Origin of the sequence: Magnetospirillum sp. (assembly GCA_027532905.1) — a bacterium.
Classification (GTDB): Bacteria; Pseudomonadota; Alphaproteobacteria; order CACIAM-22H2; family CACIAM-22H2; genus Tagaea.
Map to the genome: position 1 here is coordinate 503,949 of JAPZUA010000001.1, position 25,234 is coordinate 529,182.

Here is a 25,234-nt window from a genome sequence, read left to right on the forward strand (position 1 = left end):
GTGCGCATAAGGTTGCGGCAAAAAAACCGGGTGCCGACGCACGGCACGACAACTAAACAGAGAGGTTCCCCCATGGCTGCAAAGCAGCTTTCTCTGGAAGAGGCCAAGGCCCATTGGGCCAAGACGTCCACGCTGATGTGGACTTCGATGGCGATCTGGTTCTTCCTGAGTTTCGTCGTCCACATCTTCGCGCGCGAACTGAACGCGATCACGATCCTGGGCTTCCCGCTCGGGTTCTGGTTCGTCGCCCAAGGTTCCATCACCGGCTACGTGATTCTGTGCTTCTGGAGCTCGTCGGCCCAGAACGACATCGATCGCGAATTCGGCGTCGAAGAAGAATAAGGAGCGCACAGCCATGGCTATGAAAATGGAAGGTGGGTTCCTCAACAACCTGGGGCGGATCTACGCGATCTATACCGGTTGCTTCGTGGCGTTCACCGTTTTGATCGGCATTCTCGAATATGCAGGCGTGCCGAACGTCTATCTCGGCTACATGTTCGTCGCAGGCACCCTGACCGTCTATGCGGTCATCGGCTTCCTGTCGCGCACCGGCCAGCTCACCGAATACTACGTCGCGGGACGATCCGTTCCGGCCTTCTACAACGGCATGGCGACGGCGTCCGACTGGATGTCGGCAGCCTCGTTCATCGGCATGGCGGGCACGCTCTATCTTGGGGGCTACGACGCCAACGCCTTCGTCATCGGCTGGACCGGCGGCTACGTGCTGGTGGCCGTGCTGATGGCGCCGTACTTGCGCAAGTTCGGCCAGTACACGGTTCCCGACTTCTTCGGGGCCCGCTACGGCGGCAATGCCGCACGGCTGTTGGCGGTCGTCGTGCTCGTCACGGCGTCGTTCGTGTACATGGTGGCGCAGCTCGTGGGCGTGGGCATCATCGCCTCGCGCTTCCTGGGCCTGCCCTTCCAGCTCGCTGTCTATGCCGGTCTCGTCGGCATCCTGGTGTGCTCGATGATGGGCGGCATGAAGGCGGTGACCTGGACCCAGGTCGCCCAGTACATCATCCTGATCGTCGCGTACCTGATCCCGGTCACGATTCTGTCGGCCGAAGTCACGGGCGTTCCGATCCCGCAGCTGATGTACGGTCAAGCGCTCGAGAAGGTCGCGGCCCTCGAAAAGAGCCTCGGCATCTTGAACGCGCACACCAACCCGTTCTCGAACGCGCGCGGCGAGTACGAGTTCATGCGCATGGTCAACTTCTTCGCGTTGGCCTTCTGCTTGATGATCGGGACGGCGTCGTTGCCGCACATCCTGATGCGCTACTTCACCACGCCCACCGTGCGTGAAGCGCGTGCCTCGGTCGGCTGGTCGATCTTCTTCATCTATCTGCTGTACTTCACGGCGCCGGCCTACGCGGCGTTCGCGAAGCTCGAGGTCTACCAGAACGTGATCGGCCAACCGATCGCGTCGCTGCCGGCCTGGGTGGCGGAATGGACGCGGATCGGTCTGGTGGCGGTGAACGACGCCAATCGCGACGGCATCGTGCAGCTCGCCGAGTTCCGCATCCAGGGCGACGCGATCGTGTTGGCAACGCCGGAAATCGCCGGCCTGCCTTACGTGATCGCAGGCTTGGTGGCCGCAGGCGGCCTTGCGGCCGCACTCTCGACCGCCGACGGCCTGCTGCTCGCCATGTCGAACGCCATGTCGCACGACGTGTACTACAAGGTTATCGATCCGAAGGCCGAAACGGCCAAGCGGATGATGATCTCGCGCGTGCTGCTCGTGGTGCTCGCCTTGCTGGGCGCATGGGTCGCGGGCAGCTTGGGGGCAGACATCCTGTTCCTGGTCGCTTGGGCCTTCTCCATCGCCGCGTCGGGCCTGTTCGCAGGTCTGGTCCTCGGCGTGTGGTGGAAGGGCACCAACAAGCCGGGCGTGCTGGCTGGCATGATCACAGGCTTCGGCGTGTGCATGTTCATGCTGCTCGCGTCGGAGTTCTACGGGCCCTGGATGAAGGGTGTGCTGGGCGACAGCACCACTCTCGTGGCCGCACGCGGCCGCCAGGTGGCGTGGCCGTTCGGTCTGAACTCGATCTCGGTCGGCATCTTCGGCATCCCGGCTTCGTTCTTGGCGACGATCATCGTCTCCAAGCTCACGACGCCGCCGCCGCAGGAAATGCAGGACTTCATCGACTCGATCCGCATCCCCACGGGTGCGGTGAAGCTCGCGGAAGGCGACGCGCCGGCGCACTAAGCGTCGACGCATTGCCGGAAACGGCAAAGAACGGAGGGGCGGGATCGCAAGATCCCGCCCTTTCTCTTTCGGAAATCCGCGAAATCGGGTAGAGCGTTGGCCCATGACGGGTACCCCCAACTTCGTCTTCGACTATCCGGTCTTCTTTCTGTTCGTGTACGGCATCGCGGTCGTGCAATGGACCTGCATCGGCCGCTTCATGCTCGGCAACATCCTGCCGATGGACTCGCGCAACTATATTTGGCGCTGGTTCCGCCTACTGACCGATTGGGTGGTGGCGGCGATGCGCTTCATCACCCCCATTTACGTGCGCCCGCTGTGGCTGCCGCTGATCGCGTTTTTCTGGCTCGGGCTCTTGCGGCTCGTGGGCTCGTTCGTGCTGTTCAAACTCGGCCTCGCCCCCGTCCTTTCAACTGCGGGCGGGAGCTAGGCCATGGACCCGCGCAATCTGTTTGCGGTCGCACTTGCGGTCAGCCTCGCCAACGGCACCTTGTCGCCGTGGCTGCCCTGGGTCGCGTTTTTCGTGCCGTTTTTCCTGCCGGAGATCGTGCCGCTGACGCGCGAGACGGTGTTTTACAGCGCGTCGTTCCTGCTTGGCATGAGCACGCTACTGGTAGGCGGCGTTGCCGCCGCGCTCTACGAGGGGCTCACCCGCCAGACGGAACCCACCGAACGCGCCATGCAGGTCTGGATCGCGGGCTGCCTGTTCGTTTCGACCCCCACCGTGCTGCGCCTGCTCGGCCTCTAGCCAAATCCCACCGACTGGCCTAGGCTTAAATCGCGGTATCCGGCTGGGGATCGTCCGAGCCGTGGCGTCGGGGTCGGGGGGCTCTTTCATGGACGAAATCGAGCGTGTCCGTGCCATGGCGCGGATTTCGGTCGCACGCGGGTGCGGCTTCGGCGCACTGGCCGTGTCGATGGTCAGTTTCAGCCTGATCGCTTGGCCCATGATGGCCTTCAAACTGGCGGCTATCGGCTGCACGCTTGCCACCGCCATTCTGGTGCTGAAGGCCGATCGCGTGCGCGGCCGCTCGCACAAGACGACCGAAGTGTGGGGGATGCTGCAGCGCCGCCTCGACGTGCCGGAAACGCACGTGCACCGCGTCGTCACCAACGCGCTCTACGACTCGTTCCGCGAATTTGCAGTCTACGCCGCCGCCCTCGCCACGTTGTTCTGGTGCGCAACGCTGCTCACGTGGCTGCTTCAGGCCCCGCGCACGTTGACGTAGAGCGCGTAGAGCGACTGGCTCGCCGCCATGAACAGGCGGTTTTTGGCCGCCCCGCCGAAACACAGATTGGCGCAGCGCTCGGGCAGATGGATCTGGCCCAGCACCGTGCCGTCGGGGGCGAAGACGCGCACCCCGTTCAAGCCCGGCACCATGCCCCAGCCCGCCCACACATTGCCGTGCACGTCGCAGCGAATGCCGTCGGGCGTGCCCGCCTCGCATGCGCCGAAGGGGCGTTTGTTGGCGAGTTTCGTGCCGTCGGCGACCACATCGTAGACATAGAGATTGCGCGGCCGCGACGCCGATTCCACGACATAGAGCTTCGTCTCGTCGGGCGAAAAACACAGGCCGTTGGGTCCGTCGATGCCGTCGGCCACGACCGTGGTGCGGCCGGTCTTGGGATCGAAACGGTAGAACGCCATCGGCGTTTCGCTTGGTGCGGGTTCGCCCTCGTAGTCGCCGAGGATGCCGAACACGGGATCGCTGAACCAGACCGAGCCGTCGGATTTGACCACGACGTCGTTGGGCGAATTGAGGCGCTTGCCCTCGAACCGGTCGACCAACACAGTGACGCTGCCGTCGTATTCGGTGCGCGTCACGCGCCGCGTGCGATGCTCGCACGTGACGAGCCTGCCCTCGCGGTCGCGCGTGTTGCCGTTGGAATTGTCGGAGGGGCTGCGAAAAGCCGAAACCGCGTTCGTGCCGGCATCGAAGCGCATCATGCGGTTGTTCGGGATGTCGCTCCACACCACGCAATTCTGGTCGCCGAACCAGACCGGCCCTTCCGACCAGCGCATGCCGGTCGCCACGCGCTCGACAGCGGCATGGAAATGCACGAGCTTGGCAAATCGCGGATCGAGAGCTTCCACGCGCGGATCGGGATAGGTTTCGCTCTGCTGCCACATGGCGTTTCTCCGCATTGGTTTTTGGGATTTCCGCCATTGTGGCCGCGTACGGGGCGGTTTTGCAATGCGCACAAGCCTGCTTGAGGCTTTCTCAAGCAATCCCACCGCACGCGGGCCGACCTTGCGGCCGCGCGTCGAAAACTTGAGACATTGTTAACCTTTGCAGTTCTCTATAATGGGCGCCATGTCCCCTTCCGAGTTGCCCTCGACGCAGAAAGACAACCGTCCCGATCCGGCCGCCTTGCTGCGCGGGCCCGATGCGCCGACGCATTTTGCGTTCGAGCATCTGCTGTTCCAGACCAAAGGGGCGGTCTTCGCGATCGACGAGGCGACCGGCAAGCCCAGCCTTGTCGTGGATCTGGGCGACGTGGTCGCCAATATCGACATCGACACGATCGGGGCGGGCTTTTCGATTCCGGCGTCAAGCCGGGACGCGCAGATGCTCGAACTCGTGCGCCGCGCGCTCGTCCACGTCAAACGCATCGCCCCCGGCGATCCGATCCCGTCGGAGATTCTCGACGGCGCTGCCTCGTGGCAGATCGAGCCCCACCATCTGCTGGTCGCCGAGGGGCGCATCAGCCTGTCGCTGCTCGCCTGGATGGGCGACGGGAAAGGCGAGGCACTGGAACCGTCGGCGCTGGTGAAACTCGCCGAAGACCCGGAGACGAAAGCGCGGCTGCGCGAAGCCTTCGCCAAGCTTGCCCAGCATATGGGCCTGCCCGCGTCGCGCAAAGGCGAGGTTCTGGGGCGCGTGGCGACGCTCGCCAAGGAACTTGCCTACATCGAAGCCCTGCGCGAGCGGCTGGCGCAGATCGAGCGGCTGCGCGCAAAACTGCGCGAACTGCACCGCCAGTATCGCGGCGACCGCAAGACCACCGAGGAACTCGACCGCACCCTCAAACTCATGGGCCCGCCGCTCCAGCGCTTCGCCCACACCTTCGACGATCTCGACGCCCAGACGGGCGAAACCGCCAACGTGATGCCCAACCTGCCCTCCGCCATCGCCTTCATCCGCGCGACGCGCGACGGTCTGCGCGCCGAGTTCATGAAATGGGACGCGATGCTGGAACTCTGGCGCGACCTTGCACCGGCGCGCAGCGCCAAAGTCGAACGCGCGGTCGTCTACATCTACCAGTTCGTGGCGCGCACCTATCCCAACGAACAAGCCTGGACGAGGCACGCATGAGCGAAGAATTGAACCGGCGGCGCGAACCGCGCTACGAGGTGGCAAGCGGCGCGCTGACGCCCACGCACGAACCGGGGGCAGGTGCCCATGCGTGCCTCGACTGGAGCCGCACCGGCTTTCGCGTCGCCGTCGCGGCGCAAGGACGCGAGGCACTCCCCGAAACCGGCGTCGAATTCGATTTCGAACTCGCGATCGCCGCCGCCATGGGGCGCATCCGCGTCAAAGGTACGGCGCGCATCGTGCGGCGCACGCCCGAATTCGCCGCCGGCACTTGGACGCTGCGCAACCCGAGCGGCCCCAATTCCGGCCTCGCCGCCCTCGTGCTCGACGCGTTCATGGAAGCGGGTCCGGGCGAAGCCTGAAGGGCTGCAATCGGCCACGCGGCAAGCATCGCCAAATCGGCACCGGTGGGCCCGGCAGGATTCGAACCTGCGACAACACCGTTATGAGCGGCGGGTTCTAACCGCTGAACTACGGGCCCCCAGGATGCGGGAGCCAAGTTCTAGCCCGACGGGGGGACGGCGCCAAGGGCGCCGAAAAGACTTCAAACAACGTATGCAGGGGAACAATGTTTAACTTTTGTTCTTTAAAGATCAAAATATCTATGTTAGGTTAATTTCCATCCGAAGCGTAATTCGGGGCGCTGTTTGACATTGTAAAAAGGGATCGGGCGGGTGCAGGCCAAGGGTGGCCATCGCGTCGCGCGGGCGGTCCGGAATTTTTGGAGCGATTCGGTGCGACGGATCGTTTCGAATCAAAGGCTTGATATGAAAACCGTTGCGTCTATGTCGCGTCCAGGTCGCGTAGGCGTCGCATAGATGTCGCGTCTATGTCGCGCAGAAGTTGTGCACAGGGTCCACGGCCGGGGTTCGCCCGGCCGCGTCCTGGGCTTACGTATCGAGGAAGCTGCGCAGCTTGCGCGAGCGGCTCGGGTGCTTGAGCTTGCGCAGGGCCTTGGCTTCGATCTGGCGGATGCGCTCGCGCGTCACGTTGAACTGCTGGCCCACCTCTTCGAGCGTGTGGTCCGTGTTCATGCCGATGCCGAAGCGCATGCGCAGCACGCGCTCTTCGCGCGGCGTGAGCGTGGCCAGCACGCGCGTGGTGGTCTCGCGCAGATTGGCCTGGATCGCGGCATCGACGGGCAGCACGGCGTTTTTGTCCTCGATGAAGTCGCCGAGATGCGAATCCTCCTCGTCGCCGATCGGCGTTTCGAGGCTGATCGGCTCCTTGGCGATCTTGAGGACCTTGCGCACCTTCTCGAGCGGCATGCCGAGCTTTTCGGCCAATTCCTCGGGCGTGGGCTCGCGGCCGATCTCGTGCAGGATCTGGCGGCTCGTGCGCACGAGCTTGTTGATCGTCTCGATCATGTGCACGGGGATGCGGATCGTGCGCGCCTGGTCGGCGATCGAACGCGTGATCGCCTGGCGGATCCACCACGTCGCGTAGGTGCTGAACTTGTAGCCGCGGCGATACTCGAACTTGTCGACCGCCTTCATGAGGCCGATATTGCCTTCCTGAATGAGGTCGAGGAACTGCAGGCCGCGGTTCGTGTATTTCTTGGCGATCGAAATCACGAGGCGAAGATTGGCCTCGACCATTTCCTTCTTGGCGCGCGCTGCTTCGCGCTCGCCCTGCTGGACCTGGCTCACGGTCTTCTTGAATTCGCCGGTCGGCAGGCCCGAACGTTCGGAGATTTCCGACACGTCCTTGCGGAGCTGCGCGATCTCGTTTTTGTACTTGGTCGTGTATTTCTTCCAGCCCTTGCCGGTGAGGCGGGCCACACGGCCGAACCAGCGCGGATCGACTTCCTTGCCCGAATATTTGGACAGGAACTCGTCGCGCTTGATCCCGCTCTCTTCGGCATAGCGCAAGAGGCGGCCTTCGGCCGTCAGCAGCTTGCGGTTGAGATCGTACAGCTGGCCCATCAGCTGCTCGATGCGCGTGTTGTTCAGATGCACGTCGGCGAGCTGCTCGATCAGGTCTTGCTTGAGCTTCTGGTAGTGCTTTTCCGAAACGGGGCTGAACTGCTTGCCGGCCAAAAGCGCTTCCATGCGCTTTTCCTGCATGCGGTAGAGGCGCTTGTACACACCCGCGAGCTTCTCGAGGCGTTCGAGAACTTCGGGCTTCAGCTGCTGCTCGAGGGCCGAGAGCGAAACGTTTTCCTCGCCGCCATCGGCGTCGGCGGCAACGGCCCCCTCGCCTTCGGCACCTTCGACCGGCTCGGCATCGTCGGTTTCGGCCGGCGGCGGACGCGGGGCTTCGATCACGGCAGGCACGCCGCCGGGGCCCATGGCGCCGGGGCCTTGGCCGCCGGGGCCGCCGCCGTTGGTGGCGTCGAGATCGATCACGTCGCGCAGCAGCATCTTGCCTTCGACCAGCGCATCGCGCCAATGCACGACGGCGCGCATCGTGAGCGGGCTCTCGCACAAGGCCGAGATCATCTTCTCGCGGCCGGCCTCGATGCGCTTGGCGATGGCGATTTCGCCTTCGCGGCTCAACAGTTCGATCGAGCCCATCTCGCGCAGATACATGCGCACGGGATCGTCGGTGCGGCCGATCGAATCGGCATCGACGTTGCCGCGTTTGCCTTCTTCTTCCTCGTCGGCTTCTTCGCCGCCCACGCGCGCCTGGATCGGCGCCTTGGGGCCGGAATCGGCACCGTCGGCGCCGGCAGCAGCCGCTCCGTCTTCGTCGTCGGGTTCTTCGTTTTCGACGACGTTGATGCCCTGCTCGCTCAGCAGCGCCAGCGTGTCTTCGATCTGCTCGGACGACACCTGGTCGGGCGGCAGAACGGCGTTGATTTCGTCGTAGGTCACGTAGCCGCGTTCGCGGCCGCGGGCGATCATCTTCTTGACCAAGGCGGCGGTGGCGTCCATCAGCGGGCCGTCGGGGGCCTCCTCGCGCGGGGGAGCAGCGGGGACGGGCTTGACCTTGGTCGACATCGAATGGCCTCGCGAGGAAAACGGCGGACGAATACCAACTTAAATCGGCCGACAATTCGCCGGGCGGATCAGCCCGCCCTAACGGTCGTCGTCGGGGGTCAATTCGGCCACCTGGGCGCGCAGGTGGGCGGCTTGGCCCTCGACCTTGGCGAGCGTCGCGTCCGACGGGTTGGCGGCCAAAGCGCGCTGGCTCAAGCGCAGCTCTTCTTCCATCCGGCGGCGCGAAAACAGCGCCAACACGTGGCAGAAGCCGTTCCGTGCCGCTTGCGCAGAAGCAGCCGGATCGGCAAAAGCCCCGTGTTCGTAGAGGGTTGGTTGCGTCAGCCGCGAAGCCTCGTCAGCCATTCCCTGACCGGATAAGTGGTCAATCAGAGCGCTTGTGTCAAGCGGAGTCTCGCCAGCCTCGGCCCTCGCATGGGCGGTATGCGCGCAATCGAGCAACGCGGTACGGATCCGGTCGAGAGTGCGGTCGCCAAGCTCGATCTGGGCCAGCGTTTCAGCCTCCTCGACCAGCAATTCGGGATGGTTGAGGACGGTGGCCAGCAGCACCTGGGCCTGGCGGCGCAGCAACAAGCCCACGTCGCCGGTGGCGCGCAGGCCGCTGGTGCTCAAAACCGGACCTGACCCTTGCTGGTTGCGGCGCCAATTCTTGTCGCGGTTGAAGGGTACGGCCGGCGCCCGACCCAGATTGCGCAAGCGCTTGTAAATCCACTCGCTTTCGTAGGCGCGTTTGACCGTGGGATCGGCGATTTTGGCCAATCGCTCGCGCAAAGCGCCCTCGAGGGCCGCCCGTTGGTCGGGGCCGGTAACGGACTTGCCGACGATTTCAGCCTGGAAAATCACATCGGCAATGCCGAGCGGGCGGGCCAGAAGGGCCGCAAACGCCTCGGCCCCGGTCTGACGGACCAGAGAGTCGGGGTCTTCGCCAGCCGGCAGGGTCGCAAACCGCAGCGAAAAGCCGGGTTTGAGCAGCGGCAGAGCGATGTCGGCGGCTTTCAGGGCCGCCCGCTGGCCGGCGGCATCGCCGTCGAGGCAGACGGTCGGCTCGGGGTCGATTTTCCACAGGGCGGCGAGTTGGCCCTCGGTCAGGGCCGTGCCGAGCGGGGCGACCGCCCCGGCAAAACCCGCCTGATGGAGGGCGATAACGTCCATATAGCCCTCGGCGACGACGGCCTGTGCCTTCTTGGCGCCGACCGCGAGGCGGGCTTTGTCGAGCGCATAGAGATTGTCGCGTTTATGGAACAGCGGCGTATCGCGGCTATTGAGGTATTTGGGCTTGGAATCGTCCATCACGCGGCCGCCGAACGCGATCACGCGCCCGCGCCGGTCCGTGATCGGGAACATCACCCGGTTGCGGAAAAAGTCGAACGGGGCGCGGCCGTCGTCCGGCGTGCCGGTGAGGCCCGCTTCGGACAATTGGGCCGGTTCGAAGCCCTTGGCCTTCAGCGCCGCCTGCAGATTGCCCCGCCCGTCGGGGGCGAAGCCTAAGCGAAAGCGTTCGATCGTGTCGTCGGTGAGGCCACGGCCGCGCAGATAGGCAAGGGCTGCTTTTCCCTCGGGGGCGAACAGCCGTTCCTGGAACCACAGGCACGCCGCCTCGACCGCATCGCCCAGGGTCTTGGCGCGTTCGGCCTGCTGGCGCTCTTGGGGGCTGAGGCGCGGCACGTCGAGCCCGGCTTCGCCCGCAAGCTTCTCGACCGCCTCCGGGAAAGCCAGATGGTCGATGCGCATCGTGAAGCCGATCACGTCGCCATGCGCGCCGCAGCCGAAACAATGGAAGAAGTTCTTGTCGTCGTTGACGTAGAAGCTCGCCGATTTTTCGTTGTGGAATGGGCAGCAGGCTTTGTACTCGCGCCCTGCCTTGGCAAGCTTCACCCGTCGCCCGACGACCGACGACAGCGTCAGCCGGGCGCGCAGTTCTTCCAGAAATGCGGGCGGAAAAGCCATTCCCGCCTGCCCTTACCCGCCGAGCCGCTTCTTGATTGCCGCCGAGGCGGCGCCGAGGTCCATCTGGCCGGTGTATTTGGCTTTTACGATCGCCATGACCTTGCCCATGTCTTTGAGGCTGCTTGCCCCGGTCTCGGCGACGGCGGCGTCGATCGCGGCTTCAACGTCGGCTGCCGACATCTGCTGCGGCAGGAAGGTTTCGAGCACGGCGATCTCGGCGGCCTCGGCTTGCGCCAGTTCCGGGCGCCCGCCTTGATTGTAGAGGGCGATCGAATCGCGGCGGCTGGCGATCATCTTCTGCAGCATGGCAAGGATCTCGCCGTCGGCAATGCCATCCATGTTGCCAGTCGCGCGGGCATCGATGTCGCGTTTTTTGAGTTCGGCCATCGCCATGCGGACTGCACCCAGGCGCGGCGCGTCCTTGGCCTTCATGGCTTCTTTCATCGCATCGGTGAAGCTTGTGCGCAGCGTCATCTGAAAAGTCCTTCGCGGAAAAATCGGATCAGGAATTCGCAAGACCGAAGCCGGTCTTGCGCAGGATTTCTTCGGCGCGTGCCCACACCGCCTCGCGCCACGCGGCATCGCCGGGGGCAAACGCCTCGCGCATCTGCAGCTTGATGCGGCGCGAATCTTCGCCCGCCAGATCGGCATGGTTGTGCAGCCAATTGTCGGCGCGCACGGCGTCGAGCACGTCGGCAAGTTCGATCGTGCCGTACTCGAGCGCAATGGCCGTGAGTTCGGCTTGCGGCAGAAAGCGCACGAAGCCCTCGCCGTTGGTACCGTTCAGCACCGCCGAGGTCGAGGTGCCGGCGTCGGGCGAGGTCACGTCGGGCCCGTACCATTGCACGGCGCGCTCGAAACCAGGCTGGCCCACCGGCAGCGCCCAGATGAGTTCCCCGTAGCCGCGCGGCCCCAAGCCGGTGTGGAAATCGACGATCGCCACGTGCTTGGCCCGCGCCAGCCAATCGCGGAACAAGGTCGCGAGCATGCGGTTCGACCAAGTCGGCGCATGGCCGCCGAAGAAAATACCGTCGGGATGGGTGTACTGGCCGCCCGACACGGCCGCCTGCCACGCCGCTTGGCCATGGCGCTTGGCATAGGCCTCCAGCTGCTGCTTGGCTGCAGCCTGGGCCGCCAGCGTCCATTCTGGCGGATTAAGGGCGGCTGCCATCGTCTCGTAGCCCGGATTTTCGGGATAGGGGCCGATATGCGGCACGAAATTGCGGTTGAGATCGACATTGTCTTCGTTGACGCGGCGCAGCCACGCAAAACCGTGCGGATTGATGGCGTGGATATGGAGCTGCGCCAAGCCCGGCGGCAATTCGCGGACCTCGCCGGTCCGGAACCAGCCGGTCTGAGCACCCGAGCCGCAGAACCCCTCGATCCCGTGGGTCGAGGAGATCGTCACCAGCACGCGTGCGGCGTCGGCCGGCCCCACCCACACGGCGTCGCAGAAAAGCTGCTCGCCCTGGGGCCCACGCAGCGGATGACGCAGCGTGCGCAGCCGCGTGGCGTGTGGCTTGGCGGCCTCCAGGAACAGGGCGCGCGCACCGCTGTAGTCGCGCGCAAAAAACGCATTGGCAGACATGGTCGCTCGGGGTCCACTTCGCAAAAACGGGCCGTAACTTTGCGCCACGCGGATGCGAAAAGCAAAGGGGCGCAAAACCGGCCCTCTTTACACGAAAGTGCGTTTGACCGCATGCTTGAGGCCATGAAACGGGTTTTGGCAATTGTTCGCTTCTTCGCCCTAGCCCTGGCGCTGGCGGCGGGCTTCGCCGTCGGCCCGGTCGCGGCGGCCGATGCGCGCCTCGACCGGCTGTTCGAACGCCTGATCGCAACCCAAGACCCGGCCGACGCTAAAACCATCGAACGCGCGATCTGGCAAATCTGGCTCGACCCCAAGGATTCGAGCACACAGTCGCTGCTCGATTTGGCTCTCGTGGCCGAGCAGCGCGGTGACCAGCTCGGCGCGTTTGCACTGTTCGACGCGATCGTCACGCTGAAGCCGGATTATGCCGAGGGCTGGAACCGTCGGGCGACGATCCTCTACCAGCTCGGCCGGCTCGACGAATCCAAGGCCGACGCTGAAAAAGTCGTGGCACTCGAGCCGCGGCATTTCGGCGCCCTTTCCGGCCTCGGCCTCATCGCTCAGGCCCGCAACGACGACTTGGCCGCCCTCGAAGCCTTCGAGCGTGCCTTGGCCGTCAACCCGCACATGCCGCAGATACAAACCGCCGTCGATGCGCTGCGCCGCAAACGGCGCAACGGCGCCATTTAGGAGATCGCAAAATGCTGATCAAAAGAACCCGCGGCTGGGAAATTCCCGAGCGCGAGACGACTTCGGAATCGGCATGGTCGCGCCGCCATGTCTTGTCGGCGGGTGTAGCCGCCGCTGCCGCGACAGCGCTGCCGGCCCATGCCCAGGCGCCCGCAGGCGGCGAGGATCCAAGTGCCGGGCTCTATCCGGCAATGCGCAACATGCGCTACCGCGTCGACCGCGAGCTTACGGACGAAAAGATCGCGACGACCTACAACAATTTCTACGAGTTCGGCACCTCGAAGAACATCTGGCAAGCGGCGCAGCGCCTGCCGATTCGCCCGTGGCAGGTGCAGATCGAAGGCATGGTCGAGCAGCCGCGCACGGTCGATATCGACGATCTGCTGAAAGCCATGAAGCTCGAAGAGCGCGTCTACCGCTTCCGCTGCGTGGAGGCCTGGGCGATGACCGTGCCGTGGACCGGCTTTCCGCTCGCAAGCCTCGTCGAATGGTGCAAGCCGCTGTCCTCGGCGAAGTACCTGCAGATGGAAACCTTCCAGATGCCGACGGTCGCACCCGGCCAGCGCGCAAGCTGGTATCCCTGGCCCTACACGGAGGGCCTCGCACTCGACGAGGCGACAAACGAACTCGCCTTCATTGCCACCGGCATCTACGGCAAGCCGATTCCGCGCCAGAACGGGGCGCCGTTGCGGCTCGTTGTGCCTTGGAAATACGGCTTCAAATCGGTCAAGTCGCTCGTGAAGTTCAAATTCACCGACCAGCGGCCCAAAACCTTCTGGCTCGAACTCGGCGAGCGCGAATACGGCTTCTGGGCCAACGTCAATCCGCGCGTTGCCCATCCGCGCTGGAGCCAGGCGAGCGAAGAATTGATCGGCAAGGGCGGCCAGCGCGTGCCCTCGCAGCTCTTCAACGGCTACGGCGATTTCGTGGCGAGCCTCTACGAGAACCGCCAGAACGAACGGCTGTGGGCGTAAGGCAGCGCCGAAGCCTTCGTCCCGCGCGCAAAGGCCGCACCCGCAAACGCTTTGCGGGTGCCGGGCACTTGTCGTAAAACCCGGCCATGCCGGATTCCGCACCCAAGGCCCCGCGCCACGCCCTGCCCATCGAAACCTTCGACAACCGGATCGGCGGCGACGCGCTGTTCCGCGCCATCGGCCATCCGCTGACGCGCCCGCAAGCGCTGGTACTTGTCGCCGAACTCGAAAAAGCGGGCCGCGTGGCGGTCTACGATCCGTTCGGCGCGTTCGCCACGCTGAGCGCGCTCTACGATTTTTCGCGCGTTGAAATCGCCGGCCTCTATGGCCGCGACCATCGCCATATCGGCGCGCAAGTCGGCGGCCGCACCGTGCATTCGATCAAGACGATCGCCGCGGCCAAGGCCGACACGATCCTGGTTGCCGCGTTCGATGCCGATCTGCTGGTGGCGCAAGCGGCGAGCTTCCTGCCCGCCGACGCAACCGTCAAAACGCTCGACCTGCTGCGCATCCCCGAGCGGTTGCTGACCGATCCCAAGCGCTATCTTTCGACCTACAATTTCGTGACCAATCTCGTGCTGTTCCGCGACAGCGACGTGCGCCACACGCGCATGGTCACTGCCAATTATTGGTACGGCTACGGTGCCCGCAATGTGCGCGCGTGGCTGCTGCTGCTCGATGCCGACGGCAAGGAAATCGCAAGCTGGGAAGAAGCGCTGCCCGACGCGGTCGCGGGCTTCACGGTCGACAGCCGCGAGGTGCGCAAGCGCTTCAAGCTCGGCGATTTCGACGGCCAGCTCTTCGTTCACATGGTCGGCATTGCCGGGCACGACGTGCTCAAATACGCGCTCGACAGTTTCGGTCCCGAAGAATTGAGCTGCACGCACGACGCCAATCCGTGGCCGGCCGATTTCTACGCCGGCATTCCCGCACCCGCGCCGGGCGAGCGCGTGCGCGTGTGGGTGCAGAACTGCCAACCCTGCCCGATCCCGGCCGACGGCGTTCGCTTTGCCGCAATGGGCAGCGAAGCCTGGGCGCCGATCGGCGTTTCGATTCCTGCCTTCGGCATGCGCGAGATCGACATGGGCGATCTGCTGCCGGCCCTCGCCTGGCCGCAGCAGATCGAAATGGACGCGGGCAAATATGTCGTGCGGCCGCGCTACGAAGTGATTCGGCCTGGCGGCAAGCGCCATATCGCTCATGCCAATGTCGAGCGCACGGACCTTGGCGGCGATCCCGACATTGCGAGCCTCGCCACGCATTTCGGCAAGGGCTTCATTCTATCGGCGCCGATTCTGCCACAAGACACGTATACGAGCTTCGCACTGCCCACACCGATGGCGCGCGGCCAGGCAAGCCTGCCGCTGATCGCGCGCTTCTACGATGCCGACGGCAGTGCTGCGGGCGAGCGCTTCCTCGGCAATCTGCCGCGCAGCCACGCCCACCTCGTCGATCTTGGCCAAGCCAAGCTCAAAAGCGGCTACGGCCATGTCGAGCTCAGCTACGATTTCCGCGACGGCGGACTCGGCGACGGCTGGATCCATGGGCTGTTCCGGTACGCACGCCGCGATGCACCGGCACACGCCGCCGAAACGAGCTTCGGCAGCCACATCTTCAATACCCCGCTCGTGTTCAAAAACGAGCCGCAATCCTATATCGGCCGCCCCCCGGGCCTGTCGACGCGGCTGTTCCTGCGTCTAGGCAGCGACGGCTTCGAATCGATGTGCCATCTCGTGTATCCGGCCTCGACGCCGTGGCACGAAAGGTCCGACACGCACCTCGAACTCTACGACGCGGCCGGCACCAAACTTGCGGATGCAAAACTCGCGATCGCGTGCTCGGGCTCGCGTTTGTGGCGCCCGAGCGAATTCTTCGGCGCGGCCGAACTTGCGCGCGCGGCAGGCGGCGGCTACGTGCTGATCCGCGACCGCACCTGCCGCCTGTTCGGCTATCACGGCCTCGTGGCCGCCGACGGACGCTTCTGCCTCGACCATATGTTCGGGTTCTGACGGCCGCTTTCAGGCAGATAGTTGACAAACGCAACCATTTTGTTGACGATGTCACTGATGGTCTCTTCCCACGCCCAAACCGACGCGGTGCGCCGCTTTTCCCGCCTGTTCACGGCAAGGCTCGGCGTGCTGCGCAAAAGCCTCTACGGCAGCCGTTTTTCGCTGGCCGAGGCGCGCGTGCTCTACGAGCTGGCGACCCGCCCATCGTCGACGGCAGGGGCGATCGCCGCAGATCTCGGCATCGATCCCGGCTATATGAGCCGCATCTGCAGCGGCCTTGCGCGCGCCAAATTGCTGCGCCGTGCCAAGGTCGCGGGCGACGGACGCCAGCGCCGCCTTGAACTGACCAAAAGCGGGGCTGCCGCATTTGCGAAGATCGACACAGCCTCGCGCGCGGAAGTGGCGGCATTGCTGGAGCCGCTTGAAGCGCCCGCACGCCGCACGCTCGTCGAAGCACTCGCACAGGCCGAACAAGTTCTCGATCCGCAAGCGACGGCTCGCCCGCGTACCTTCGTGCTGCGCGCACCGCTACCGGGCGATCTCGGCTGGATCGTGCATCGCCATGGCGCGATCTATGCCGCCGAATACGGGTGGGACGCGCATTTCGAAGCCGACGTTGCCGCGATCGCGACGAACTTCGCGGCCAAGCAAGACCCCGCCTGCGAGCGCTGCTGGATTGCCGAGAGCGCAGGAGCCATCGTCGGCGCGGTCGTCGTCGTGCGCGAGAACGCAACGACCGCACGAATGCGGCTGTTCTATCTCGAGGCGGAAGCGCGCGGCCTTGGCTTGGCGCGGCACATGGTGGAAACCCTGCTCGCCTTCGCGCGCCAAGCGGGCTATCGGCGCCTCGTGCTGTCGACCTATGCGAACCTCACGGCCGCGCGCAAACTCTACGAAAAATTCGGCTTCGTGCGCACGGCGCAGAGCCCCAAGAACCATTACGGCAAAAAACTCGTCGCCGAAGATTGGGCGCTCGACCTTGCTTAATCGACAGAAAGGCCGGGCCAAGCGGCGTCGGCCTTGGCGATAAAGCCCGGCACGTCTGCCTGCCAGCTGCGCTGGACCGACATCGAATAGTTCAGATAGAGCCGCCCGTCGACGATCGCCCAGGCATTCGGGTCGATCGCGACCTTGTAGCCGCTGGCCACACCGTAGGCGCAGAACCCGCCATACATCGGCGCGTAGCGCTCGGGTGCTGCGGCAAACAGCGCGCGATTGGCCTCCGACACAAACCGCCAGCGCGCGCCCTGCCATTCATGGGAATGCGCAACCGCTCCGCGCCGCGGTCGGCCTTCGGCGAAATAGGCGACCGGATCGAAGCCCTGAATCGCGAAGCCGCCCGATATGTTGACGGCACCAGCCGGTTTCTGGGCCAGCGACACCGAGCGCAGCCCGAACGCGGCAGCACCCGCCGCGAGGGTCGCGAAGCCGACGAGTGCGGCGCGCCGTTGCAGCGACATGCGGGGTTTTTGGTTGGTCATGCCAAGCGGTTCGCAACATCCATCGCGAACGTTACGGCACAAAGAAAAACGCCGCTAGGTCAGAGACCTAGCGGCAAGTTGAACAGGGAGGCATGGCGTCATGAGGGGACGCCAGGATCTGGAAAGACCCCCTTCGGCCCGCAAAGGCCAAAGCCCGCCGAAAACCGTCGGCACCGTCGATCAATGATCAACGGTTAAGAGATAGTACGGAAAATGCCTTAAAAAACGGCAAAGATCGCATATGAGGCATGAACTGTTCGCATGCCTATGATTTTGCCCTCAAAACTGCGATTCCGCGACCTTCTGGACGAGATAGTCGCGGAACACGGCGATGCGTTTGGAGCTGCGCAGCTCCTCGGGATACACGAAATAGGCCTCGTAGGTCGGCCCCTCGAGCTCGGGCAGGATCTGCACGATGGCGCTGCTCTGCTGGGCGACATAGTCGGGGAAGGCCGCGATACCGATGCCGTTTTCGACCGCGCGCAGAATCGCCGACACATTGTTGACCATCAAAGTCGGCGTGCGCTTCTTGCCGCCGGACGTGCCGACCTCAAGCAGCCAGTTCACGTTCGGAAACGGCGGGTTGGGATCGTCGCCGTAGACGATCAGGCGATGGCGATCGAGATCGGCGGCCGTCTTGGGCGCGCCATGTTTGGCAAGATACGCTTCCGACGCGAACACGTGCACATGCACCGACAGAAGATGGCGCTGGATCAGATCGGCCTGCCGCGGCGGGTGCATGCGGATGGCGCAGTCCGCCTCGCGCATGCCGAGATCGAGTTCGCGGTCGTCGACGCGCATGCTGAATTGCATGTCGGGATAGAGCTCGGCGAATTCGCGCAAGCGCGGTGCCAGCCACACCGAGCCGAACGCGACGGTCGTTGTCACGCGCAGCAGCCCCGAGGGGCGCTCCTTGGTTTCGGCAAGCTGCGCTTCGACCAGCGCCAACTTGTCGAACACGTCGCGCACCGTGTTGAACAGCAATTCGCCCTGCTCGGTGAGGATGAGGCCGCGCGCATGGCGATGGAACAGCGAGGCACGCACCGATTCTTCGAGCGCCGAAATCTGGCGGCTCACGGCCGACTGGCTCAGATTGAGCTTTTCGCCCGCATGCGTGAACGAGCCCGCTGCCGCCACTGCATGGAAGATCCGCAGCTTGTCCCAATCCATCGCCGACATGATCTTGGAATCCTACTCGGCTGCAGCCGATTGATGGCCCGCTTCGGCGTGGGCGATGAATTTTTCGGCTTCGAGGGCGGCCATGCAGCCCATGCCGGCCGCCGTTACGGCTTGGCGGAAGATCTTGTCCTTCACGTCGCCCGCCGCATAGACGCCGGGAAGGTCCGTCGCGGTCGAATCGGGCTTCGTCAGAATGTAGCCCTCGGCATCGAGGGCGAGCTGGCCCTTGAAGAGTTCGGTTGCCGGCACGTGGCCGATCGCCACGAACAGCCCGTCCACGGCCAGCGTGCTGCGCTCGCCCGTGACGAGATTCTTGAGGGCGAGCCCCGTGACGGTGGCAGGCGTGCCCGTACCCAGCACCTCGTCGACCGCCGAGTTCCACACGACCTCGATCTTCGGATGCTTGAGCAGGCGCGCCTGCAGCATCTTTTCGGCGCGCAAACTGTCGCGGCGATGGATCAGCGTGACCTTGGCGGCATGGTTGGTGAGATAGAGCGCTTCTTCGACCGCCGTGTTGCCGCCGCCGACCACGGCGACGTTTTTGCCGCGGAAGAAAAAGCCGTCGCACGTGGCGCAGGCCGAAACGCCCGTACCGCGAAATTTGGTTTCCGACTCGAGCCCGAGCCAGCGCGCTTGCGCACCCGTGCAGATCACCAGCGTATCGGCAATGTACGTGTCGCCCGAGTCGCCGGTCGCAACATAGGGGCGCTTGGAGAGATCGACTTTGACGATGATGTCTTCAAGGATCAGCGTGCCCACATGGGTGCACTGCTTGTACATCTGCTCCATCAGCCACGGGCCTTGGATGGCCGTCTCGAAACCCGGATAGTTTTCGACGTCGGTCGTGATCGATAATTGACCGCCGGGCTGGATGCCGCGGACCAGAATGGGTGCGAGATTGGCGCGCGTGGCATAAATCGCCGCCGTGTAGCCCGCAGGCCCAGAACCAAGGATCAGCATTTTGGTGCGATGGGTCTGCGGCATCGGGCAACCTTTTTGGTTTTTGGCTATGCGTCTGGCGCAAGCCTAGCAGGCATGCCTCAGCGTTGGGAAGCAGGTGCCGGTCTTATCCCCAGCCAAATTTTTGTTGCAGCAGCCGGGCGGCCCGCGCCGTGTCGTCGGGCGGGGCATAGGTCCAATGCTCGAACCGGCCCTCGAATGGGCGCGTGAAGCCCTTTGCCTGCAGACCCGCCTGGAAGGCGGCAATGCGGCCCGAGCGGCCCTCGAGGGCTGCCACAAACACCGGCTTGCCGGTCGATAGGGCCTCGCTCGTCATCGACACAGAATCTTCGGTCACAACGATGCCGTCGGCCACCGCGAGCAGCCCCAAATAAGGGTTATCGCCCTCGCCGTCCCAGGCATAGCCGCCCAGATCGCGCACGGTTTTGACGAGCTTTTCGCGGGCAGGCGGGTCGGTCCGGCGCGACGGCGTAAGGGCAAGGCCGCAGCCCGACGCTGCCAAAGCTTTGAGCCCGGAAGCGAGCCTTTCGACGGCGGCCTCCGTCATCTGGAAGCGGCGCCAACCATTCGAGCCGCCCAAGATCACGGCGATCAACGGCCTTTTGAGCCCTGCCAATTTCGGTGCCCAAAGCTCAGCCGCGGCGGCGAGTTTTGCCGGCGTCACGTGGTGGAGGGCGACTTGCGTTTCGATGACGTTGGCGCCGACCACTTCGTCGTGCGCCGGGGCGACTACCGCATCGAGCCAGGCAACCGGCACGGCCGGGCGCTGCACATGCAGGGCAAACACTTTGCCACCACTGCGGCGCTTCATGGCAACGCCGATCGGCGCACAGCGCGAGCCCAGTGTAATCGCCACGTCCGGCCACGGGGCCGACAGATTTGGGCTTTCGGCCGTCAGCATCGCCAGCGGATCGCCGTGCACCAACGCGACCTCCGGCAGCCACGAATATGGCGGGCGGAACGCCACGTCCTTGAATTCGAAGGCAAGGCCTAACGCTTCCGCAATGCCGCGGCATTGGGCCTTCATGCCGACCTGCCCCGGGCTGATGATCCAGGCAGTTTTGGGGGCGGTGGGGGTTGTCATTGCGGGCGGGACTATGGCCGCGCCGTGCCGCTTTGCGCAATTTTTTTAGCCTTGCAGCTTGCGTCGGCCTGCATATTGCTAATATTATTTCAACATCATCGGAATTCAGGACCTTAAAAATGCGCGGGCACAAGCTTGACGACGTCGATCGCCAGATTCTCCACGATCTCCAGAATGACGGGCGGATGACCAATGTCGAGCTTGCGCGCCGGGCGGGGGTTTCGGCCCCGCCCTGTTTGCGCCGCGTTCGCGTGCTCGAAGAGGCCAAAGTCATCCGCGGCTTCCATGCCGACATCGACCCGCATGCGCTGGGTTTCGGGGTGACGGTGTTCGCGTTCGTCAGCCTCAAGAGCCAAGCCGACGCGGATTTGCGCGCCTTTCAAGCGATCATCGATTCGTGGCCCATGGTCCGCGAATGCCACATGCTGACGGGGGAAACCGATTTCCTCATCAAGGTCGTGGCGCAGGATTGGGACGCGTACGAAAAATTCCTCACGACGCAGCTCACGGCCGCCCCCAACGTCAGCAACGTCAAATCGGCGCTGACGATCCGCACGACCAAAAACCAGCCCGGCGTGCCGATCGAGACCAAACAGTCCGACGCCAAAGCGGCGCGCAGCTAGGCTTCAGCCGCGCGGCGTGAGCACGCGCAAATCGCTTGAGACGTGGCGAATGCCCTCGCGTGCGAGCAGAAAGTGCCGTTCGCCCCGCAGGCGATAGCCGACCACGGCAAACAGCGAAAACGAGCCGTTGTTGTCGAGCGGATAGATGAGCCGTTCGTAGGCGACGCTTTTGCCGTCGCCCAATTCGAAGCGGACATTCTCGTAGACAACGGCACCGCCCGCCGCGCGCGCGTAACCCGCCAGCAGCTGCTCGGCGACGGCACCGGGCAAGACGTCGCGCAGTTTCTGGCCGGTCAAGTCGCGGCCGTAGATGTCGGTCATGCCGGTCCCGAACAGCCGCACGCGCAGATCCCCGCTTTCCGCGTCGCGCTCGATGATTTTCATCTGGGCTGCCCAGCGCGCCACCGCTTCGAGCGGCAGGTCGCTGCGCGCAAGGCGGCGCCCCAGCGTCTCGGCGCGCCCTTCGGCCCAGGCGAAAAACGCGGCGATGTTGGGCGACGCTTCTTTAAACGAGATCGGGTCGCCGGTCATTTCAGCAGAACCGCATTTGCTGCGACGCGTGCAAGCATAAGTCTAAGCCTTGATGGACAAAAACTGGAAACTGCCTTGCGAGAATGGCGAAGGGTCGGCGCGCGAATCAATGGATAAATTATACGGACCACCCGGCCTGCACATCGAGATACCACCTACGCGAGCTTAGTCGCGTCCTTGACGATGCGCACGGCGAGCACGCCCTGGCGACCGCGAATGTCGGTCGTGTCTTCGGGGAAGGCGGAAAAATCGAGGCCGCTGGCGCTTGCGGCATCGCTCGAGACCAGCAGGTCGGCGGCGTATTTTTTGGTAAGCGCTTCGAGGCGGCTCGCCGTATTGACCGTGTCGCCGATGGCGGTGAATTGGCGCGCCTGGCTGTAGCCCATCTCGCCGACGATGGCTTGGCCCGTATGGATGCCGATGCCAATGCGCAAGGGCGCGTCGAGATCGTGCGCAAGGGCGGCATTGAGAGCGGCGAGGCGCTCGATCATGGCGCGGGCACCCGCAAGCGCTTCGCGCGTGCCTTGCTCGGGCCCGCTTTCGACGCCGAACAAAGCAACAATGCCGTCGCCGACGAACTTGTCGATGCGCCCGCCCGAAGCTTCGATCGCTGCGCCCATTTCGGCGAAATAGCGATTGAGGAGGAACACGACGTCGAACGGCAATTTGCTTTCCGACAAGGTCGTGAAGCCGCGCAGATCGGCGAACATCACGGCGATGGTTTTTTCGGCCCCTGCACTTTCGCGCTCGCGGCGCTGGACGAGGGCCGCCGCGCCGATCGAGGCCGGCAGCAGCGGCACGATCGCGACGTCGCCGATGGCGTGCGCTTGGCAGGCCAGGCGCACGCCGGGCGGGGCCGCGACGCGCGCCAGCACGGCCAATTCGTCGGCCGCCGCCGGCGACAGATTTTCGGCCCCGCGCTCGACCCGCACGCGGCAGGTCGAGCAGCGCCCGCGCCCGCCGCACACGGACGCATGCGCAATACGGCCCTGGCGACTTGCCTCGAGCAGCGTGGTGCCAAGGGCGACTGCGACCGTCGCGTCGCCCGGATATGCCACGATCGCGCGCCCGCCGCGATGGGCATGCCATGCGCGCACGCGGCGTGCCGCGAACACGGCGGCGATCGCCAGCGCCCAGAATGCCAACACGCCGGTCTGGATGCGGTCGAGCGTTGCCGCGCCGGCCGCATCCGGGAAGCGATGGCGCCCGGCAAAGCCGGCACGCCATTCAGGATCGGCAAACAAAGCGGCCGCCTCGCGGCTGCCGGCGAGATAACCCGCCAACGCGAGAACGCCGAGAGCAACGGCCGCCGCCAGCAGAACCGGCTGCCAGCGCGCGTAAAACGGTTTCAAGCGCAGCCAGTAATGTACGCCCGCACAGCCATGCAGCCAAACCAACAGCATGCCTGCGAGCAGCAGAAGCCCGCCGGTCATGTCGAACTGCGTCGTTGCGACGGTGACACTCGTATGCGCCGGCAACGTGCCGAACAGCAGTACGCCGAAACGCACCGGCACCACGTGGCCCGTGAGCATCGGCACCACCAACATACCCGCGACGAGTTGCACGATTTCGCCGCGCGACAGCGTGGCCAAATCGCGCCGCCGGTAGACGGCCCACAGCGCAAGCGCGAAATGCGCGGCAAGCGAACAATAAAGAAGCACCCGCACCGGCGGCAGTGCGACGACCGCGAACATCGCGGACGCATAGGCCTCGGCGGCCGCGAGCGACACGTTCATCAGCACGTGGTTCGTCAAATGGAATGCCACATAGACGAACAGCACGAGGCCGGAAGCCAGCCGCACGCGGTGCGAGGAAATCTTCACTTCGCGTCGTCGGCCAAAGCGTGCCCCTCTTCAAGGCGCCGCGTCGCCGTTTCGATGCGCGTTTCGAGCTCGTGCATGAATTCGGCGCGCTTGAGACCGGCCGGAATCGCGTCGAGCACTTCGACCGTGATGAGGCCGGGCTTTTTGGCGAAGGTGCGCCTACCCCAGAACAGGCCCGAGTTTAGGGCGACCGGCACGCACGGCAGATCGAGCTTGTTGTAAAGCGCCATGACGCCGGGATGGTAGGGCCAGTCCTTGGCGTCGCTGCGCACCGGCGTGCGCGTCCCTTGCGGAAAAATCACGATCTGGCGGCCCTCGGCGATCGCTTCCTGCGCCATCGCCAGCATGCGTTTCAAAGCCGCCCCGCCGCCTTTGCGGTCGACCGGGATCATTTTCTGCTTTTGCGCATGCCATCCGTAGAGCGGGATCGACAGCAGCTCTTTTTTCATCACATAGGTGGGATCGCTGCACAGCGCGTAGAAAATCAGCGTGTCCCACGCCGATTGGTGCTTGCACGCGACCAGTGCCGGGCCTTCGAGCAGATCGACGCGACCGACCAGGCGGTGTTCGAGCCTGCAGATATGTTTCAGACCCCACACGATGGTCTTGGTCCAGATGCGCGCGATGAAATGCACGCCGCGCCTGTCCATGAAATGGCACGGCAGCGAAGCGATCAGCAGCAGCGCCGTGGCGCCGAAAAACCAAATGTTGAACAGAAACGAGCGCACCTGAATCATAGATTGGCATCCGCAAAAGCAAGATAGGGGCGCAGGAGCGCGCCGAGATATTTGTGGTACTCGGCCTGCAGCAGCGCATAAGTGCCGGGCCAACGCCACCATTCGTCGATGTGGAAATTCTCGGGATAGACGGGCTGGGCGACGAGATCAATGTCCGGCATCGCGCGGCGGAATTCGAGCGTTGCGCGCCGCAGGTGGTAGTTGGCCGTGACGAGTCGCAGCGAGGCGATCTTCTCGCGCGCGACGAACGCAGCGGCTTCGCGCGCATTGCCTTGGGTCGAGTCCGCGTCGTAGCCGAGTTCGACGCAGCATTCGAGCGCCCCCGGCCCTTGCCGCGCCACGCGCAGCAGCTCCTGCAGCTCAACATTACGGTTCACGCCCGAGACCAGCAGCTTCTTGGCCTTGCCCTCAGCCATCAGCCGCAACCCTTCGCGCAAGCGCAGCTGGCCGCCGGTCAGCACCACGATCGCGTCGGTCGCGCGCGCGTCGACCGGACCCTCGCGCGGGATCGTCGCGGCAAACCACACGAGCCCACCTAGATAGAGTAAGCCGAGCACCGCCGCCGCCGCACCCAAACGCAGGAGTGCCGCCATGTCGCGTCAGCCCAACAGCGCGGCAACTGCCGCGCCGAGATCTTCGTGGACGGCAACGGGAAGCACGACATCGGGCAGGCCTGCCGCCAAGGTCTTGGCACCGTGGCCGGTGCGCACGAGGTGGCGCGGGCAGTCGATCGCAGCAGCCGCCTGCAGATCGCGCAGACTGTCGCCGACGAAGGGCGTCGCAGGCGCATCGGCCGCGAACATCGCAAGCGCTTCGATCAGCATCCCGGGGGAGGGCTTGCGGCGCGTCGAATGCGGGCCGGGGGCGTCGGGGCAATGGAAGATCGCATCGAGTTTCGCACCCTCGCGCGCAAGCCCCTCGCGCAAGGCCTCGTGGATGCGCGCAAGCATTGCTTCGTCGAAAATACCGCGCCCGATCGGCGACTGGTTCGTGCACACGGCCACGGCATAGCCCGCCCGATTGAGGCGCGCCACGGCCGCAGCAGCGCCGGGCAGCAGCACAAGTTCGCCCGGGTGCTTCACATAGTCGGCACGATCGACGTTCAAAACGCCGTCGCGGTCGAGGAGGACGAGTCGGGCCATG

The 25,234-nt window shown here is 64.7% G+C and carries 26 protein-coding genes and 1 tRNA gene; 12 read left to right on the forward strand and 15 right to left on the reverse strand.

What is annotated here, in order from left to right:
* The first annotated feature begins 72 nt into the window (after positions 1-72).
* From O9320_02435 to O9320_02455, 5 genes are all read left to right on the forward strand, one after another.
* Complete coding sequence (locus tag O9320_02435) at positions 73-342, forward strand: DUF4212 domain-containing protein (protein ID MCZ8309681.1); 270 nt, start codon at positions 73-75, stop codon at positions 340-342.
* 13 nt (positions 343-355) lie between these two features.
* A complete protein-coding gene (locus tag O9320_02440; GenBank protein ID MCZ8309682.1) occupies positions 356-2,206 on the forward strand; it encodes a cation acetate symporter in 1,851 nt (616 codons plus the stop codon).
* A gap of 103 nt (positions 2,207-2,309) precedes the next feature.
* Positions 2,310-2,636: a YggT family protein gene (locus O9320_02445; GenBank protein MCZ8309683.1), complete on the forward strand. Its 327-nt coding sequence runs from the start codon at positions 2,310-2,312 to the stop codon at positions 2,634-2,636.
* A 3-nt stretch (positions 2,637-2,639) separates the two neighbouring features.
* Positions 2,640-2,954: a hypothetical protein gene (locus O9320_02450; protein ID MCZ8309684.1), complete on the forward strand. Its 315-nt coding sequence runs from the start codon at positions 2,640-2,642 to the stop codon at positions 2,952-2,954.
* 88 nt (positions 2,955-3,042) lie between these two features.
* Complete coding sequence (locus O9320_02455) at positions 3,043-3,435, forward strand: hypothetical protein (GenBank protein ID MCZ8309685.1); 393 nt, start codon at positions 3,043-3,045, stop codon at positions 3,433-3,435.
* Here the strand turns inward: O9320_02455 and O9320_02460 are convergent.
* A complete protein-coding gene (locus tag O9320_02460) occupies positions 3,411-4,337 on the reverse strand; it encodes an SMP-30/gluconolactonase/LRE family protein (protein MCZ8309686.1) in 927 nt (308 codons plus the stop codon). The two genes, O9320_02455 and O9320_02460, sit on opposite strands and share 25 nt — an antisense overlap.
* A 184-nt stretch (positions 4,338-4,521) precedes the next feature.
* Here O9320_02460 and O9320_02465 point away from each other — a divergent pair, with 184 nt between their 5' ends.
* Together O9320_02465 and O9320_02470 are read left to right on the forward strand one after the other, a co-directional pair.
* Positions 4,522-5,523 carry a hypothetical protein gene (locus O9320_02465; GenBank protein MCZ8309687.1) on the forward strand — a complete coding sequence of 334 codons (1,002 nt, stop codon included), beginning with the start codon at positions 4,522-4,524 and terminating at the stop codon, positions 5,521-5,523.
* The gene (locus O9320_02470; GenBank protein ID MCZ8309688.1) at positions 5,520-5,885 is read left to right on the forward strand and encodes a hypothetical protein; all 366 of its coding nucleotides are present in this window, start codon (positions 5,520-5,522) and stop codon (positions 5,883-5,885) included. The genes O9320_02465 and O9320_02470 overlap by 4 nt, the downstream gene beginning before the upstream one ends.
* A gap of 46 nt (positions 5,886-5,931) precedes the next feature.
* On the opposite strand, the gene O9320_02475 is transcribed toward O9320_02470, so the two are convergent.
* The 5 genes from O9320_02475 to O9320_02495 all read right to left on the reverse strand — a co-directional run bounded on the left by O9320_02475 (position 5,932) and on the right by O9320_02495 (position 12,000).
* Positions 5,932-6,004: transfer RNA gene (locus tag O9320_02475), tRNA-Ile, on the reverse strand.
* Positions 6,005-6,413: 409 nt separating this feature from the next.
* On the reverse strand, positions 6,414-8,465 hold the full coding sequence (gene rpoD / locus O9320_02480; protein ID MCZ8309689.1) for an RNA polymerase sigma factor RpoD: 2,052 nt from the start codon (positions 8,463-8,465) through the stop codon (positions 6,414-6,416).
* A 78-nt stretch (positions 8,466-8,543) separates the two neighbouring features.
* A complete protein-coding gene (gene dnaG, locus O9320_02485; protein MCZ8309690.1) occupies positions 8,544-10,412 on the reverse strand; it encodes a DNA primase in 1,869 nt (622 codons plus the stop codon).
* A gap of 12 nt (positions 10,413-10,424) precedes the next feature.
* Positions 10,425-10,886: a GatB/YqeY domain-containing protein gene (locus O9320_02490; protein ID MCZ8309691.1), complete on the reverse strand. Its 462-nt coding sequence runs from the start codon at positions 10,884-10,886 to the stop codon at positions 10,425-10,427.
* 28 nt (positions 10,887-10,914) lie between these two features.
* Positions 10,915-12,000, reverse strand: coding sequence for a M14 family metallopeptidase (locus O9320_02495; protein MCZ8309692.1), 1,086 nt, complete (start codon positions 11,998-12,000; stop codon positions 10,915-10,917).
* A gap of 135 nt (positions 12,001-12,135) precedes the next feature.
* On the opposite strand from O9320_02495, the gene O9320_02500 reads away from it, so the two are divergent.
* The 4 genes from O9320_02500 (at position 12,136) to O9320_02515 (ending at position 16,660) form a co-directional block, all read left to right on the forward strand.
* The gene (locus O9320_02500) at positions 12,136-12,690 is read left to right on the forward strand and encodes a tetratricopeptide repeat protein (GenBank protein MCZ8309693.1); all 555 of its coding nucleotides are present in this window, start codon (positions 12,136-12,138) and stop codon (positions 12,688-12,690) included.
* Positions 12,691-12,701: 11 nt separating this feature from the next.
* Positions 12,702-13,664 (forward strand): protein-methionine-sulfoxide reductase catalytic subunit MsrP, encoded by a 963-nt coding sequence (gene msrP / locus O9320_02505; GenBank protein MCZ8309694.1) that lies wholly within the window; start codon positions 12,702-12,704, stop codon positions 13,662-13,664.
* A gap of 86 nt (positions 13,665-13,750) precedes the next feature.
* On the forward strand, positions 13,751-15,673 hold the full coding sequence (locus tag O9320_02510) for a hypothetical protein (GenBank protein MCZ8309695.1): 1,923 nt from the start codon (positions 13,751-13,753) through the stop codon (positions 15,671-15,673).
* Positions 15,674-15,730: 57 nt separating this feature from the next.
* Entirely contained in the window at positions 15,731-16,660 is a 930-nt protein-coding gene (locus tag O9320_02515) for a helix-turn-helix domain-containing GNAT family N-acetyltransferase (GenBank protein ID MCZ8309696.1), read from the forward strand.
* Here the strand turns inward: O9320_02515 and O9320_02520 are convergent.
* From O9320_02520 to O9320_02535, 4 genes are all read right to left on the reverse strand, one after another.
* On the reverse strand, positions 16,657-17,154 hold the full coding sequence (locus tag O9320_02520) for a YHS domain-containing (seleno)protein (protein ID MCZ8309697.1): 498 nt from the start codon (positions 17,152-17,154) through the stop codon (positions 16,657-16,659). The genes O9320_02515 and O9320_02520 overlap by 4 nt on opposite strands.
* Positions 17,155-17,433: 279 nt before the next feature.
* Entirely contained in the window at positions 17,434-18,324 is an 891-nt protein-coding gene (locus O9320_02525) for a LysR family transcriptional regulator (GenBank protein ID MCZ8309698.1), read from the reverse strand.
* Positions 18,325-18,345: 21 nt separating this feature from the next.
* Positions 18,346-19,317 carry a thioredoxin-disulfide reductase gene (trxB, locus tag O9320_02530; protein ID MCZ8309699.1) on the reverse strand — a complete coding sequence of 324 codons (972 nt, stop codon included), beginning with the start codon at positions 19,315-19,317 and terminating at the stop codon, positions 18,346-18,348.
* Positions 19,318-19,399: 82 nt separating this feature from the next.
* Entirely contained in the window at positions 19,400-20,377 is a 978-nt protein-coding gene (locus O9320_02535; GenBank protein MCZ8309700.1) for a mitochondrial fission ELM1 family protein, read from the reverse strand.
* Between the two features lie 119 nt (positions 20,378-20,496).
* Between O9320_02535 and O9320_02540 the strand changes: the two genes are divergently transcribed.
* Positions 20,497-21,000 carry an Lrp/AsnC family transcriptional regulator gene (locus O9320_02540; GenBank protein MCZ8309701.1) on the forward strand — a complete coding sequence of 168 codons (504 nt, stop codon included), beginning with the start codon at positions 20,497-20,499 and terminating at the stop codon, positions 20,998-21,000.
* Between the two features lie 3 nt (positions 21,001-21,003).
* Here the strand turns inward: O9320_02540 and O9320_02545 are convergent, their stop codons facing one another.
* The 5 genes from O9320_02545 to gmhB form a co-directional block, all read right to left on the reverse strand.
* Positions 21,004-21,531, reverse strand: coding sequence for a PAS domain-containing protein (locus O9320_02545; protein ID MCZ8309702.1), 528 nt, complete (start codon positions 21,529-21,531; stop codon positions 21,004-21,006).
* 155 nt (positions 21,532-21,686) lie between these two features.
* A complete protein-coding gene (locus tag O9320_02550) occupies positions 21,687-23,354 on the reverse strand; it encodes an adenylate/guanylate cyclase domain-containing protein (protein MCZ8309703.1) in 1,668 nt (555 codons plus the stop codon).
* Entirely contained in the window at positions 23,351-24,091 is a 741-nt protein-coding gene (locus O9320_02555; GenBank protein ID MCZ8309704.1) for a lysophospholipid acyltransferase family protein, read from the reverse strand. The genes O9320_02550 and O9320_02555 overlap by 4 nt, the downstream gene beginning before the upstream one ends.
* Complete coding sequence (locus O9320_02560; protein MCZ8309705.1) at positions 24,088-24,684, reverse strand: YdcF family protein; 597 nt, start codon at positions 24,682-24,684, stop codon at positions 24,088-24,090. The genes O9320_02555 and O9320_02560 overlap by 4 nt, the downstream gene beginning before the upstream one ends.
* A gap of 6 nt (positions 24,685-24,690) precedes the next feature.
* Positions 24,691-25,233, reverse strand: a complete 543-nt coding sequence (gene gmhB, locus O9320_02565; GenBank protein MCZ8309706.1) for a D-glycero-beta-D-manno-heptose 1,7-bisphosphate 7-phosphatase — start codon at positions 25,231-25,233, stop codon at positions 24,691-24,693.
* Position 25,234 lies beyond the last annotated feature (1 nt).